The following is a 13,486-nucleotide window of genomic DNA, read 5'->3' as shown; positions in this document are numbered from 1 at the left end:
GTACCGCCCGCTGACTGCTCATCGCTCATCGCTCATCGCCGATCGCGGACCCCCAGCAGATCGTTGCCAGTCGAAGTGCCGCCGTGCCGAATCACTGCCAGCGGAACGGCCTCTCTGGCGGAGACGCGAGCGGCACTTTGACCGGCACTGGTCGTCGAAGAGGCGAGCCCGGCGGCACTTCGACTGGCAACGATCTGCTGGGGGTCCGCGATCGGCGATGAGCGATGAGCGATGAGCAGTCAGCGGGCGGTACTCGGCATTCCGCGTTCGGCGGGCGACGTTCTGCGGTCTGCGGGCGACGTTCTGCGGTCTGCGGCCCGCTTCGTGCGTTCGGCGCACTGCGGTCGGATCTTCGGCATCAGGCTGAGGGAGTGGACTTTCTGCCCCCCCCGAGGTCCGCCGCAGGCTCGGGCATACGTTTCAGGCGGATGCGCCAGACTCAGCGCATGGAATTCCTCGACGTCCTGCGGCGCCGCAAGACCACCAACGGCCCGTTCCTCCCCGACCCCGTCAGCGAGGAGCATCAGCGCCTCCTCATGGAGGTCGCCGGCCGTGCCCCATCGCAGCTGAACAGTCAGCCTTGGCGGTTCGTGGTCGTCGAAGCGCGCGAGACGATCGAGGAGATCGCCAGCATCAGCGGCGAGAGCATGACCACGGCCATGAGCAACGGCACGTTCTTCGAGCGGTACAAGCCGTACTTCCGCTTCAGCAAGCAGGAGATGGAGGAGCGGCGAGACGGGATGCTGTTCGACAAGCTCCCCGCGCCCCTCCGGCCCTTCACGAGCCAGGTGTTCACGAAGCGCGGCCAGTTCCTCATGAACTCGCTGCGCGTCCCCAACACGCTCGGCGAGGAGAACCGCAAGCTCGTCGCGGGCTCACCGCTGCTGCTCGGTGTGATGCTCGACCGCGCCGAGTATCGGCCGGGGGAGCTGTCCTCGTTCTACTCGGTGTTCAGCATGGGGGCGGCGATGGAGAACATCTGGCTCACCACGGGTGAGATCGGGATGGGCATCCAGTTCGTGTCGTTCCCCATGGAGGTGCCGGGGCAGTGGGACAAGATCGTCGATCTCCTCAAGGTGCCGGACGAGTTCGAGCTCATGGCCGTCTACCGCCTCGGCTACCTCCCCAAGGAGCAGCGCCGCCCCGCCATCGATTGGTCGTCGCATCAGCGCAAGCTGCCCTCGCAGTACGTTTTCCGCGACACGTGCGAGACGCCGCAGCGAGGGTGGGACGAGGCCGCGCCGACGACGTAGGCTTTGCGCCGACTCTCGGGATGGAGAAGTCACTTCGTTCGGGGAAGTTCTCCAGCACGAAGTGACTTTTCCATCCCGAGAGTTTGGGTGAGCGGATGAGCGGGCCATGCGCCGGGTCAGCCGGGGCCCGGGCCGCTGCTGGCATCGGGGGCAGGTCCAGCGCTGGGTGAGTGGACTCGTCGCGCTCGTCGCGCTCGTCGCGTTCGTCGCGCCGCGCCGCGCGGTCAGGCGGTGCTGGAGTTCGCCAGAGCTGTCCGCGCCACCTCTCCCGCGAGCACGAGCTCGGCGACGGCTTCCATCTCGGGGCTCAGGAAACGGTCGGGACCGGCCCCTTCGGAGACGGCGGAGACGAGGCCGAGGACGGCGCCGGTGGCCCGGCCAGGCTCGAGGGGAGCGCGGAGCTGGAGCGCGCGGGATCCGGTGAGTACCTCGATGGCGAGCACCCGCCCGAGCCCGTCGACGGCGCGGCGCAGCTTGCGCGCTGCAGCCCAGCCCATCGAGACGTGGTCCTCCTGCATGGCCGATGACGGGATCGAGTCGACGGACGCCGGCACCGCGAGCCGCTTGAGCTCCGAGACGATGCCCGCGGCCGCGTACTGCGCGATCATCAGGCCCGAGTCGACGCCGACCTCGTGCGCGAGGAACGGCGGGAGCCCACGGTTGCGGGACGGGTCGAGGGCGCGGTCGGTGCGGCGCTCGGAGATGCTGGCCACGTCGGCGACCGCGATGGCCAGGAAGTCGAGGACGTACGCGACGGGCGCCCCGTGGAAGTTGCCGTTCGACGCGACCCGACCATCCAGCGTCACGACCGGATTGTCGACGGCGGATGCGAGCTCCCGCCCGGCGATCAGCGCGGCGTGCGCCACCGTGTCGCGGGCAGCGCCGTGGACCTGGGGTGAGCAGCGCAGCGAGTAGGCGTCCTGCACGCGGCCGTCCTCAGGCCCGCGGTGGCTGGCGACGATGGGGGATCCGGCGAGGAATCGGCGCAGGTTCGCGGCGGACTCGCCCTGGCCGAGCTGCGGGCGCAGCGCCTGCAGATCGGCGGCGAAGACGGCATCGGTCGCGAACTGGCTCTCGACCGACATCGCGGCGGCCAGGTCGGCCGTCGTGAGCAGCATCCGGATGTCGTGGATCGCGAGCAGCAGCATCCCGAGCATCCCGTCGGTGCCGTTGATGAGCGCGAGGCCCTCCTTCTCGCGGAGCACAAGCGGCTCGATGCCGGCGGCCGCAAGTGCCGAACCCGCATCCACTTCGGTGCCGCTCGCGTCGCGCACCGTGCCCTCACCGGTCGCGGCGAGAGCTAGGTGCGAGAGCGGGGCGAGGTCACCCGAGCAGCCGAGGGAGCCGTACTCGCGCACGGTCGGGGTGATGCCAGCGTTGAGCATGGCGGCATACGTCTCGACGACCACGGGCCGCACGCCGGTTCGCCCCGTCGCGAGGGTCTGCAGGCGCAACAGCTGCAGCGCTCGGACCACCTCGCGTTCAACCTCCGGCCCGGTACCAGCCGCGTGCGAGCGGACGAGGCTCGCCTGCAGCTGCACGCGCCGCTCGGGCGCGATGAACTTCGTCGCGAGCGCGCCGAAGCCCGTCGAGATGCCGTAGTGCGGGTTCGGGTCATCGGCGAGGCGTTCGATGAGGTCGCGGGTGCGAGCCACCTCGGCGAGCGCGGCCGGTGCGACGTCGACGCGCGCGCCATGCCTCGCGACAGCGACGACCTCCGCAGGCTCGAGCGGGTGAAGGCCGAGGGTGACGGGCCCGAGCGGTGCGGCCTGGCCCGAGCCGAGCTCGGCGGGGTTGGACGAGGTGCGGCCTGCGGCGGATGCGGGTGTGCTCATGACCTCGATTCCACCCCACCCGTTGCGCATTGTCAGCGCGGGGAGGACACTCGGTGTCTGTGATCCCAGACAGTAGGTCCGCGCTGGCCGGCCAGTTCGTGCGTGCGCTGCCGACGGTCGACTCGGTGTCCAACATGAGTGCTCATCCGGTGCTTTCTTGCCCTAGCCGGCGTTCCGGGCCGTCTTTTGCACTGATGTCGGTCACGGCTGCCCGGGAGTTGTGCCTGGCGGACGCGACGAACCCGGCGGAGTCGCCGGCGCGCCTGACCAACTTGAGTGCAATAGCTGCCGTCCGAGGGCGTTTGGCGCGGGTCGGGCCGCTTTTCGCACTGATGTCGGACACGCGCGCGGCCGAGCGGAAGTCGCTCGAGGGCATTGCCGGGATGGCCGCGTGACGGCGGCAGGCGGCAAGGCTGCTGCCGGCCGCGCCCAGGTGCCGGCGGCCGAGCAGACGCTCGCCATCCTCAGCTTCCTGAGTCGCCAGCGGGGGCCGGTTGCTGCGAGCACGATCGCGACACAGCTCGGTATCCCGCGCTCGAGCGTCTACCACCTGCTGACGACGCTGCTCGAGCACCGCTTCGTCGTGCATCTGCGCGGCGAGCGTCGCTGGGGTCTCGGCACGGCCGCGTTCGAGTTGGCTGGCGGATATGCGCGGCAGGAGCCGCTCGCGCGTGTCGGCCACCAGGTGGTCGCCGACCTCGTCGACCAGGTGGGGGAGAGCGCGCACCTCGCGGTGATGAGCGGCCGGGATGTGCTCTACATCGTCGACGAGCGCGCACCACGTCGGCCGGTTCTGGTCGCCGACGTGGGGGTGCGTCTGCCGGCGCACCTCACCGCGTCCGGTCGCGCGATGCTCGCGGCCCTGCCGCAGAAGCAGGTGCGTGCGCTGTTCCCGGATGCGTCCTCATTCGCGGATCGCACGGGCCGCGGTCCGAGGACTCCGCGTGAGCTGCGGGCCGTGCTCGACGGGGTCCGCAGCGGGTCGCCGGCGTCGGAGAACGGCGAGGTGTCGGTGGGGATGCGCTCGATGGGGATGCCAGTGCTCGACCACACTGGGTGGCCGGCGGCTGCGATCGCGGTCACCTGGTCGGAGGATCGCCCTCAGGATGAGCCGAGCCTGCGGCTGCTCCTCGAGGGGTCCGCGGCCGAGATCACCCGCCGCATCTTCGGCGGGTAGCCCGGCCGCGGGGACTCAGGTGAGGTGCGGCGGGTTGCTCGTGTCCGGTTCGTAATCCTTGGTCCCGAGCGGGTGCCGTTTGCGCTGCCGCGCGCTCTTGATGATCGTGATCAGGCCGTAGCCGCCGGCGAATCCGCCGACCCAGGTGAGGGCGTGCAGGTAGGCGGGTCCGCCCATGAGGTCTGCGATGACGGCGATCACGCCGAGCGCGAGTCCCGCGATGAGGTATCCGAGGGCGAGAACTTCTTGTCGTGTCATGTTCGTCTCTTCAGGCCAGGGAAGCGGATGGGGGTCACGGCGACGGAGCCGACCGCTTCAGTTGCCAGTGAATATACCTCCTGCGCCGGGCCCCGACGGAGTTTGGACGCGCTGAGCCGTCGGGGTGTGAGGATGGGGCGATGACACGCATCCTCATCACCGGTTCCACCGACGGCCTCGGATACGCGACTGCGGAGTCGCTCCTCGATCAGGGGCACGAGGTCATCGTGCACGCGCGGAGCGCGGCTCGGGCGGAGGCCGTGTCGGCGCTCACCGACCGCGGCGCGGATCTGGTGATCGCCGACCTCGCCGACCGCGGCGCGGTGCTCGACGCGACCGACGAACTCAACGAGGGGCGGGCCATCGACGCGGTCATCCACAACGCCGGCGTGCTGACGGGGCCGAGCCTGCTGCCCGTCAACGTTGTCGCGCCGTATCTCTGCACGGCTCTCCTGACGACTCCGAGCCGGCATGTCTACCTCAGCAGCAGCATGCACCGAGACGGCGTGGCACAGCTCGCGGGGCTCGACTGGTCGGGTGGTTCCGTGACGGCGAGCTATTCCGATACGAAGCTGCTCGTCGCGGCCTTCTCGGCGGGCGTCGCCGAGCTGTGGGCTCCGCGCGTGCTCGCCAACTCCGTCGACCCCGGCTGGGTGGCGACGAAGATGGGCGGGTCAGGGGCGCCAGATGACTTCGATCTCGGCCATGAGACGCAGGAGCGTCTGGCGGTCGACCCGAGCCTGCAGGTCACGGGCGGCTACTGGCACCACGGCGCCGAGCAGCAGCCGGCGGGCGGTGTGCGTGACGCGGACTTCCGTGCGCGCCTCATCGCGGAGCTGGCCGAGGTCACCGGGGTCGCCCTGCCGAAGCGCTGACGCGCGCACGGGCAGACTCGATCTCGCGCAGACGCGGGCCCGCGCATCCGTAACCAGGAAAGGAGGAACCTGGTGGATGCGGGGGCCCGCGCGGATCGTGCGAGTGCGGTGCTCAGCTCGCCGGTGGAGCAGCCGACGAGCTGGGCACTGCTCGGAGCGGAGTGATCTAGCCGCGGCCCTGCACTGCGTACGGGTTGAGGATGGCCTCTTCGGTTCCGGGGAGGATGCCCTCTTCGGTCGCGGTGGGGCGTCCGGCGTCCGGCGGGAACGACTCGGTCATCGAGATCGGCATGGCGCCGTTGCGGTAGAGGTTGTTGGAGCCGGTGGAGGGCTTCCAGTCGTTGGGCTCCCAGTCGGGGACGTAGTTGCGGTAGCCGCCCGTGTTGACCTCGATGCGCATGCCGCTTGGGTCGCGGAGGTAGAGGAAGCTCTGCTCGCCGATGCCGTGGATGGAGGGGCCGTACTCGATGGGGATGTTGTTCTCCATGAGCACGTCGGCGCCCTGGAGGAGCTCCTCGCGGGTGTCGACCCAGTACGCGTAGTGGTTGATGCGGCCGGGGCGCGACGAGCTGTCGAGGACGACGCCGAGGTCGTGCGACTTCTCGTTGGTGGTGAGCACGGAGAAGACCGTGACGGGGTGGTCGTCGAGCACCGTGTAGGCCATGATGCGGAAGCCGAGGACCTCGTTGTACCACTTCGCGAAGCCGCGAACGTCGGAGGCGGCGACGGTGACGTGGTCGAGCTGGCGAGGGCCGACGGCGTGCTTCGAGCGCTTCTCGGGGCGGTCGGGGAAGACGGAGGCGTGCTCGGCGTCTGCCTGGTACTTCTCGACGTCCCAGTAGAGCTCCATCGTGTGTCCGTACGGTCCGGTGAAGGTGTACGACTTGCCGTGGCCGACGCTGCGGTCTGCCCATTCGCCGTTCACGCCGGCGGCTTCGATGCGCTTGGCCGCCTCGTCGAGTGCCTCGGCGCTGGAGGTGCGCCAGCCCATGACGTTGAGGGCGGCCTCTGGGCCTTCGGCGATGACGAGGCTGTAGGTGTAGTAGTCGCCCCACGAGCGGAGGTAGACCTTGCCGTCTTCGCGTGCGACGACGCGCAGGCCGAATTCGTTCTCGTAGAACGTGACCGAGGCTTCGACGTCTGGCGTCGCGATCTCGATGTGCGAGAGGTGGGAGAGCAGTTTGATCATCGTCGATCCTTTTCGTCTGGTGCGGTGCGTCTGTGGCGGTTCTCGGCCGCGGCTTGCCTGTGCCGTCTCGGGCACAACACCACTTTCGTTCCGAACCCACATATCAGGGAAGCTGAAGTTCATGATGGCGAGCATCATCGATGTGGATGGTCCGCCCGCGGCTACCATTGCGGCATGTCCGGTGGCGGTGGTGACGAGCGCAGCGTGGCGCAGAAGCTGTTCGCGATCGTCGACGCGTTCGCGGCTCGTGAGGAGCTGACGCTCACGCAGGTCGCGGCGGCGGCGAACCTGCCGGTGTCGACGGCGCACCGCATGCTCGCATCCTGGACCGAGTGGGGCGGGCTCGAGCGCACGGACTCGGGCACCTACCGGGTCGGCATCAAGCTGTGGCGCCTCGGGGCGCGGCGGACGACGGTCGAGCGCTTGCGCGCCATCGCGCGGCCGTATCTCGAGGATCTCCTGGAGGCGACGGAGGAGAACGTGCACATCGCGGTGCGGGATGGCCTCGGCGCGGTGTACCTCGAGCGCATCTCGAGCCCGAACGCGGTGCGGGTCATCTCGGATGTCGGCACGCGCCTGCCCCTGCATGCGACGGGTGTCGGGCTCGTGCTGCTCGCGCATTCGCCCATCGAGGTCTTCGACGAGGTCGTCGCGTCGAAGCCGCGGCAGTACCTGCCGAACACGATCACCGAGGAGAAGGCGCTTCGGCGGCGGCTCGCGGAGATCCGGGCGACGGGCCTCTCCAGGTCGGTCGAGGAGATGACGCCTGGTGCGTTCTCGATGGCCGCTCCGGTGGTGGATGCGCACGGCGAGGTCGTCGCGGCGGTGTCGATCATCGCGCACGTCGAGCGGCTCGCCGAGCCGCAGTTCGCACTCGGGGTGCGGATGGCGGCGCGTGGGATCTCGGGTGCGCTCGGGCGTTAGGGACAGCCCCCGACGGGAGCTTTGTGGTGCACATGCTCGGGCACGACGGGGCGTGCACCACAAAGCAGACCGGGAGTTAGAACGCCGTCAAGACGTTCTTGAGATGCTCGACGCGAGGCGGCTCGGCGAGGTGTTCGCCCACGAGGGCTCGCCATTCCTGGAATTCGGGAGAATCCCGGAAGGTGACCATGTGGTGGTCGACGGACTCCCATCGCACGATGAGCCGGTATTCGGTGGCGTCCTCTGCGACAGATTCGAGCGCGAAGGTGCGCGCACCGGCAGTTCGCTGGAACAAGGGGGCTGCTCTTGCGACGGCGCGCTCGAACGCCGCCTGGTGTCCGTCATGGACTCTCAAGGTCGCGACTTCGGTGACAGAGTCGAGACCGGAGGGGCCAGCGCTGTCGGCCGATTCCCCGTCGATTCGCCCGTGCTCACCGCTGTCGATGAGCGTGCGTGTGGAATCGATCGATCCGTAGGTCCAGAGGATTCTCATGGGCTCGGTGGCCGAGATGTTCTCGAAGTGGTGGGGAATGTTCGCGGGCACGAAGGTGGTGTCAAAGGTGTTGAGCTCCGAGCGTTCACCGTCGATGTCGACGATGGCGCGGCCTTCGATGACCATGACGGATTCGGCGACGTTGTGGGTGTGGTGGCCGATCTGGGCGCCGGGGTCGAAGATCGTCATGCCGTTGAGGAAGGAAGTCGCGCCTCGGCCGTAGGTGACGAGGGGGATGGTGCGTGCACCACCGCCGCGATTCTTTGAGGGCAGCTCTTCCGGTCGAAAGACATGGGGCTGGTAGGAGCTGATGGGGCTCATTCGCTGACCGGTCCGATCCAGATCGTCTTGACGTTCACGAACTCGCGGATGCCGTATCCGGAGAGCTCGCGCCCGTAGCCGGATCGCTTGATGCCGCCGAAGGGCAGGCGCGGGTCGGAGGCGACCTGGCCGTTGATGAACACGGCTCCCGAGTCAACTCGTCGTGCGGTGGCTCGAGCAGCGTCGACGTCGCGAGAGAAGATCGTCGCCCCGAGCCCGTATTCACTGGAGTTTGCGAGCTCGACGGCCTCATCGATGTTGGCGACGCGAGTGACGGAAGCGACGGGGCCGAAGGTCTCTTCGTCGAACGCGGCGCTGCCCGGCTTGACGTGGTCGAGGATCGTTGGCGGGTAGAAGTAGCCAGGGCCGTCCGGGATCGCGCCTCCGATGAGCGCCGTTGCCCCGGACTCGAGCGTGCGCTCGACCTGCTCGTGCAGAGCGTCTCGGAGGTTGCCACGTGCCATGGGGCCGATCTGCGTTTCCTCGCGGCGAGGGTCTCCAACGACCAGAGCAGCAGCTTTCTCGGTGAAGAGTCTCACGAACTCGTCCGCGATGCTCTCGTCCACGAGGAAGCGCTTCGCGTTGACGCAGGACTGCCCGGTGGTGTTGAAGCGGGAGCTGACGGCAACAGTGGATGCGGCCTCGAGGTCTGCATCTGCTGCCACGATGAAGGGGTCGGAGCCGCCAAGCTCGAGGACCTGCTTCTTGAGGACGCTGCCCGCCTGCGCGGCGACGAGTGCGCCGACTTCGGTAGAGCCGGTGAGGGTGACCGCGGCGATGCGCTCGTCCTCGATGATGCCCTTGACCTCGGACGCGTTGATGATGAGCGTCGAGAAGAGTCCGGCTGGGGTGCCGGCCTCGTCCATGATCTTCTGGATGACGAGAGCACTGCCGGGGACGTTGTTGGCGTGCTTGAGGATCGCGCCGTTGCCAGCAGCGAGGGCGGGCGCTGCGAAGCGGAAGAACTGCCAGAACGGGTAGTTCCAGGGCATGATCGCCAGGACCACGCCGAGCGGATCGAACTCCACGCCGGAGGTTGTGGCGTTCGACTCGATCTCCTCGAATGCAAGGTACGACGCCGCGTGCTCGGCGTAGTAGTCGAGGGTCTTGGCGGACTTGAGGATCTCGCCGCGCGCCTCAGCGATGGGCTTTCCCATCTCATCGGTGATGAGTGCCGCGTATTCGTCGACACCGCTGCGAAGTGTCCCGGCGATGCGAGTGAGCAGCTGCGTGCGCTCTTCGAGGGGTGTCGTCCGCCAGGTCCGCTGCGCGGTGACCGCTGCGGTTAGAGCGCGGTCAACGTCCTCAGGGGTGTGCAGCGGGTAGTCGGCAATGTTCTGGCCGGTCGTCGGGTTGATAGCGGTAGGCATTGTTCTCTTCCGTTCTTCTTTGAAGTGAGTTAGCTGCGGTGGGGGAGCGCGATGCGCGCTTCGCTCGCGAGTTCCGCCAGGTCGTCCCAGGTGTTCGCGGGGAGGATGATGCCGCCAGCAGCGGCGTTCGCTGCTGCCGATTCGTCCTCGATCTCGCCGGGGTAGTAGATGCGTTCATGCCCCTGCGCGAGCGGGGTGTCGTGGACCTCGTCGATCATCTGCTGAACCCTGGATTGGAACTCGTCCGGGGAGCCCAGGGTTGCGACGTCGATGGCGAGGAAGAGGTGCCCAGCCCCGGAGGGCTTGTCCGCCTCGTACGGCCCGTGGACGCTCCGGCCAACTTTGCTCCCCGTGAGCGCGCCGGAAAGCACGTCCATCATGAAGCTGATGGCGTATCCCTTGTGGCCAGCCATAGGCAAGATCACGCCGTGTACGGCTTCGCCAGCGTCAGTGGTCGGAGCACCGTCCGGCGTGAGCGCCCAAGTGGAGGGAATCGGCTCTTCCCGCTGGCGGGCAAGGTAGATCTTCCCGCGCGCCACGGCGGTGTTCGCGATATCGAGCGAGATCACACCGTCGCCATTCGGTGCCGCGATCGACCATGGGTTGGTGCCCACACGCTTCTCGCGGCCACCCCACGGCGCCATCGCCGGGGACGCATTGGTGGTCAGGATGGAGACGCAACCGTCGTGCGCCGCGCGGCGGGTGAAGTACATGGCCGTCCCGAAGTGGTTCGAATTGCGAACGCCGACGGCGCCGATGCCATGCACGCGAGCCCGAGTCACGGCCTCCTTGCGTGCACGCTCAGTCAGGACCTGTCCAACTCCATCGTGCCCATCGATCAGGAGGAGACTGCCCGTGTCCACGAGCGTCGTGGGGGTTGCGGAGGCCTGCATCGCTCCGGTTCTCAGGCGAGCCACGTACCAGGGAAGGCGCAGCAGCCCATGCGACTGATGCCCCCACATATCGGCCTGCACCAAGCTGTCCGCGACCAGATCAGCGTCGGCTTCCTTCAAGTGGTGGAACTGGAGCACACTCGACGCGAAAACACGCCACACCGCGGCTTCAACGCGAACTCCCTGGGGGCTTATCGTCTGCATTCTTCGACCTCTCGGAACCAGCACCATCGTTGGTGCATGAGTTAGGGTACACCTTCAGGTATACCTAGCAAGAGGGAGAGTACATGTTCAGCGTCTGGGTCACGGTTGAAGTGCAGGAACAACACGTCAGCGAATTCCTGGCAGCGATCAGGGAGAACGCGGAGGCCTCCGTGCGCGACGAGGTCGGCTGCCTGGGTTTCGATGTCATCGAGATCGACCGAGAGGCTCGTCAGTACGGGTTCTACGAGATCTACCGCGACGAGGTCGCCTTCACCCTCGAGCACCGTCGTGCGGCGCACTATGCGACCTGGAAGGATGTGGCGGCTCGAGCCCTCGTCCCCGGCTCGCAGGTCATCACGACTGGCGACCGCTTCGTTGCGATCACGAGTCGCTGACGGCGATCAGCCGTCGATGTCCACCATCGCGTCAGGGCGGGTGGAGTCGAGCAAGGCGGTGAAAATCGCCTGATCCACGTGGAAGAGGTGGTTCATGCAGGCGGCCGCGGCTTTGTCTCCGTCGCCCTGCGCGATGGCGCGGCACATCTCGATGTGCTCTCGTACGGACTCCGCGAGACGGCCGACGTCGGCATGGGCAATTCTCCGCAGGCGGGAAGCGTGCGGTCGAAGCTCCGTGATCGCTCGAGCGAGGTAGTCGTTCGAGGTGAGCGACACCACGGTGTCATCGAACTTGCGGGTCAACTCGGCGAAACGGGCTGCGAACTCCGGGGAGTATGGCTCGTCCACGAGCTCGGCGAATGCCGCTTCAAGGTCGAGAAATCGCACGCTCAGCGCCGGGTCTTTCACTTGCCGTGCAGCAATCGCCTTCATCGCCGCCGGCTCAAGAATGCGTCGATAGTCGAACAGTGCTCGGGCGCTTCGCAACGAGAGCCGCGTCACCGTCGGGGCGCGTCGGGGCTCGATCTCGACGAGCTGATCCACTGCCAGCCGCCGGAGTGCTTCACGTACCGGCGTGCGTGAAGCACCGGTGTGCTCCACAAGCATCGCCTCGGGCAACGCCTGCCCAGGGGTGAATGTCCCGTTCTCGATGTCCTCACGCAGGTGGCGATACACGCGCTCGGTCTTCGCAAGCTGCTCCGGCACCGCACCGGCAGATGAATCAGCTGAACGGGGTTGCGTGATTTCGACCATGGGTACATATTAGGTTCTCAATAGGTATACCTGTGTGTATATACTCCGTGTACCTAGCCTGGCTGGGTTGTGTTGAGCAACCGCAGGCGACCTAGAGTCCCCGTATCGACAATGAGGAGCAACGATGCTCGTAGTCCTCGGCTTTCTGATGATCGCCGTCTTCATGTACCTCGTGATGAGCAAGAGGGCGACCCCCATCGCCACGCTCATCCTCGTCCCCCTGATCTTCGGGGCGTTCACTGGGGCTGGCCTCGGCATGGGTGACATGGTGATCGAGTCTTTGCTCAAGCTCGCACCAACCGCGGCACTGCTGTTCTTCGCAATCATCTTCTTTGGGACGATGATCGACGTCGGCCTCTTCGACCCACTGATCCGACTCATCCTGCGCTTCGTGAAGGACGATCCGGTGCGTCTGGTCATCGGGACCGCGCTGCTGACGAGCATCGTCTCGCTCGATGGGGATGGCTCCACCACCTTCATCATCGTCACCTCGGCGTTTCTGCCTCTCTACCTGCGTCTTGGGCTCAGCCCTGTCGTGCTCACCGTCGTCGCGGCACTTTCCAACGGTGTCCTCAACACCGTGCCGTGGGGCGGTTCGACTGCTCGCGCCGCGGCGGCCCTTGGGGTGTCGCCGATCGACATCTTCGTCCCCATGGCCCCTGCGATCTTCGCGGGCGTCGTCACCGTGCTGGTCCTCGCATACTTCCTGGGCCGTTCCGAGCGCAAGCGCATCGGCAGGCTGTCCCTGCCCGGCGAAGGCGGCGGCGTGTCACCCTCAGTCGACAAGAACTCCAGCCGGCAGCTCGTGCACAGCATCGCCGCCGCAGAGGGAATGCCCAAGACGGGCTCATCGGTGGTCATCGAGAACGACTTCGCTCGTGAGGTCACGGAGACCGGCACCATCCAGACCCGCCCCAACGCACGTCCGAGGCTGATCTGGTTCAACCTCGTCCTCACCCTGGCCGTCATGACGCTGCTTGTCATGGATGTCGTCGAGCCTGCCGTTATCTTCATGGCCGCCGCCGGTATCGCCCTTGTCGTGAACTTCCCGAAGATCAAGGAACAGTCCGCGCAGATCAAAGCTCACGCCGACAGTGTGATCAGTGTCGTCGGCATGGTCTTCGCCGCATCCGTCCTCACCGGCATCATGAACGGCACCGGCATGATCACCGAGATGGCCGCGTGGCTCGTCTCGATCATCCCGGACTGGATGGGATCGTTCATGCCCGTCATCGCGGGGCTGCTCAGCATCCCGCTCACGTTCATCATGACCAACGACGCGTTCTACTTCGGAGTGCTTCCGATCCTCGCGGAGACGGCGAGCCACTACGGGATCGCTCCCGTCGAGATGGCGCGCGCTGGGCTCGTTGGACAGGCGCTGCATCAGTCCAGCCCACTCGTGGCTTCCTTCTTGCTGCTCATCGGGCTTGCGAACGTCAACCTCGGAGACCACTTCAAGAAGGTCATCGTGCGGGGCATCCTCGTGGCGCTCGTGATGCTCATCGTGGGCGGCCTGATCGGTGCGTACCAGCTCTTCTGAAGACTG

The 13,486-nt window shown here is 67.0% G+C and carries 14 protein-coding genes; 7 read left to right on the top strand and 7 right to left on the bottom strand.

Translation table 11 applies throughout. The features are described from left to right. Positions 1–446 precede the first annotated feature (446 nt). Positions 447–1,253, top strand: coding sequence for a nitroreductase family protein (locus C5E10_RS16255; RefSeq protein ID WP_104332521.1), 807 nt, complete (start codon positions 447–449; stop codon positions 1,251–1,253). A gap of 224 nt (positions 1,254–1,477) precedes the next feature. Here C5E10_RS16255 and hutH read toward each other — a convergent pair whose 3' ends face one another. Then, positions 1,478–3,088, bottom strand: coding sequence for a histidine ammonia-lyase (gene hutH / locus C5E10_RS16250; protein ID WP_104332520.1), 1,611 nt, complete (start codon positions 3,086–3,088; stop codon positions 1,478–1,480). Positions 3,089–3,141: 53 nt separating this feature from the next. On the opposite strand from hutH, the gene C5E10_RS19230 reads away from it, so the two are divergent. Continuing rightward, complete coding sequence (locus tag C5E10_RS19230) at positions 3,142–3,483, top strand: hypothetical protein (protein ID WP_104332509.1); 342 nt, start codon at positions 3,142–3,144, stop codon at positions 3,481–3,483. Further along, positions 3,480–4,265 (top strand): IclR family transcriptional regulator, encoded by a 786-nt coding sequence (locus tag C5E10_RS16240; protein ID WP_258071183.1) that lies wholly within the window; start codon positions 3,480–3,482, stop codon positions 4,263–4,265. The genes C5E10_RS19230 and C5E10_RS16240 overlap by 4 nt, the downstream gene beginning before the upstream one ends. 15 nt (positions 4,266–4,280) lie before the next feature. On the opposite strand, the gene C5E10_RS16235 is transcribed toward C5E10_RS16240, so the two are convergent. Continuing rightward, complete coding sequence (locus C5E10_RS16235; protein WP_104301148.1) at positions 4,281–4,523, bottom strand: hypothetical protein; 243 nt, start codon at positions 4,521–4,523, stop codon at positions 4,281–4,283. A 140-nt stretch (positions 4,524–4,663) separates the two neighbouring features. Here C5E10_RS16235 and C5E10_RS16230 point away from each other — a divergent pair, with 140 nt between their 5' ends. Next, positions 4,664–5,398: an SDR family NAD(P)-dependent oxidoreductase gene (locus tag C5E10_RS16230; protein WP_104332508.1), complete on the top strand. Its 735-nt coding sequence runs from the start codon at positions 4,664–4,666 to the stop codon at positions 5,396–5,398. A gap of 166 nt (positions 5,399–5,564) precedes the next feature. On the opposite strand, the gene C5E10_RS16225 is transcribed toward C5E10_RS16230, so the two are convergent. Further along, positions 5,565–6,587, bottom strand: coding sequence for a VOC family protein (locus C5E10_RS16225; RefSeq protein WP_104332507.1), 1,023 nt, complete (start codon positions 6,585–6,587; stop codon positions 5,565–5,567). Between the two features lie 174 nt (positions 6,588–6,761). Between C5E10_RS16225 and C5E10_RS16220 the strand changes: the two genes are divergently transcribed. Then, positions 6,762–7,511 (top strand): IclR family transcriptional regulator, encoded by a 750-nt coding sequence (locus C5E10_RS16220; RefSeq protein ID WP_104332506.1) that lies wholly within the window; start codon positions 6,762–6,764, stop codon positions 7,509–7,511. 76 nt (positions 7,512–7,587) lie between these two features. On the opposite strand, the gene C5E10_RS19320 is transcribed toward C5E10_RS16220, so the two are convergent. The 3 genes from C5E10_RS19320 to C5E10_RS16205 are packed head-to-tail and all read right to left on the bottom strand — an operon-like array spanning position 7,588 to position 10,819. Further along, on the bottom strand, positions 7,588–8,325 hold the full coding sequence (locus C5E10_RS19320; protein WP_219820389.1) for a cupin domain-containing protein: 738 nt from the start codon (positions 8,323–8,325) through the stop codon (positions 7,588–7,590). Beyond that, on the bottom strand, positions 8,322–9,695 hold the full coding sequence (locus C5E10_RS16210) for an NAD-dependent succinate-semialdehyde dehydrogenase (protein WP_104332505.1): 1,374 nt from the start codon (positions 9,693–9,695) through the stop codon (positions 8,322–8,324). Before C5E10_RS16210 ends, C5E10_RS19320 begins: the two co-directional genes overlap by 4 nt. 29 nt (positions 9,696–9,724) lie before the next feature. Then, positions 9,725–10,819 (bottom strand): Ldh family oxidoreductase, encoded by a 1,095-nt coding sequence (locus tag C5E10_RS16205; protein ID WP_219820388.1) that lies wholly within the window; start codon positions 10,817–10,819, stop codon positions 9,725–9,727. A 56-nt stretch (positions 10,820–10,875) separates the two neighbouring features. Between C5E10_RS16205 and C5E10_RS16200 the strand changes: the two genes are divergently transcribed. Further along, entirely contained in the window at positions 10,876–11,187 is a 312-nt protein-coding gene (locus C5E10_RS16200) for a putative quinol monooxygenase (RefSeq protein WP_104332504.1), read from the top strand. Between the two features lie 6 nt (positions 11,188–11,193). Here C5E10_RS16200 and C5E10_RS16195 read toward each other — a convergent pair whose 3' ends face one another. Beyond that, the gene (locus C5E10_RS16195) at positions 11,194–11,940 is read right to left on the bottom strand and encodes a GntR family transcriptional regulator (RefSeq protein ID WP_104332503.1); all 747 of its coding nucleotides are present in this window, start codon (positions 11,938–11,940) and stop codon (positions 11,194–11,196) included. Between the two features lie 124 nt (positions 11,941–12,064). On the opposite strand from C5E10_RS16195, the gene C5E10_RS16190 reads away from it, so the two are divergent. Continuing rightward, entirely contained in the window at positions 12,065–13,480 is a 1,416-nt protein-coding gene (locus C5E10_RS16190; RefSeq protein ID WP_104239922.1) for a CitMHS family transporter, read from the top strand. Positions 13,481–13,486: the final 6 nt, after the last annotated feature.

The organism is Pseudoclavibacter sp. RFBG4 (assembly GCF_002931515.1).
Taxonomy (GTDB): domain Bacteria; phylum Actinomycetota; class Actinomycetes; order Actinomycetales; family Microbacteriaceae; genus Pseudoclavibacter.
The sequence above is the reverse complement of the archived record's forward strand: the minus strand, read 5'-3'. Positions and strand labels throughout refer to the sequence as shown.

Bases quoted from the DNA above. Each gene is read 5' to 3' on its own strand.
- C5E10_RS16190 (WP_104239922.1), top strand. From the start codon at position 12,065: ATGCTCGTAGTCCTCGGCTTTCTGATGATCGCCGTCTTCATGTACCTC.
- C5E10_RS16195 (WP_104332503.1), bottom strand. From the start codon at position 11,940: ATGGTCGAAATCACGCAACCCCGTTCAGCTGATTCATCTGCCGGTGCG.
- C5E10_RS16255 (WP_104332521.1), top strand. From the start codon at position 447: ATGGAATTCCTCGACGTCCTGCGGCGCCGCAAGACCACCAACGGCCCG.
- C5E10_RS16235 (WP_104301148.1), bottom strand. From the start codon at position 4,523: ATGACACGACAAGAAGTTCTCGCCCTCGGATACCTCATCGCGGGACTC.
- C5E10_RS19320 (WP_219820389.1), bottom strand. From the start codon at position 8,325: ATGAGCCCCATCAGCTCCTACCAGCCCCATGTCTTTCGACCGGAAGAG.
- C5E10_RS16225 (WP_104332507.1), bottom strand. From the start codon at position 6,587: ATGATCAAACTGCTCTCCCACCTCTCGCACATCGAGATCGCGACGCCA.
- C5E10_RS16230 (WP_104332508.1), top strand. From the start codon at position 4,664: ATGACACGCATCCTCATCACCGGTTCCACCGACGGCCTCGGATACGCG.
- C5E10_RS16205 (WP_219820388.1), bottom strand. From the start codon at position 10,819: ATGGTGCTGGTTCCGAGAGGTCGAAGAATGCAGACGATAAGCCCCCAG.
- C5E10_RS16220 (WP_104332506.1), top strand. From the start codon at position 6,762: ATGTCCGGTGGCGGTGGTGACGAGCGCAGCGTGGCGCAGAAGCTGTTC.
- C5E10_RS16210 (WP_104332505.1), bottom strand. From the start codon at position 9,695: ATGCCTACCGCTATCAACCCGACGACCGGCCAGAACATTGCCGACTAC.
- hutH (WP_104332520.1), bottom strand. From the start codon at position 3,088: ATGAGCACACCCGCATCCGCCGCAGGCCGCACCTCGTCCAACCCCGCC.
- C5E10_RS16200 (WP_104332504.1), top strand. From the start codon at position 10,876: ATGTTCAGCGTCTGGGTCACGGTTGAAGTGCAGGAACAACACGTCAGC.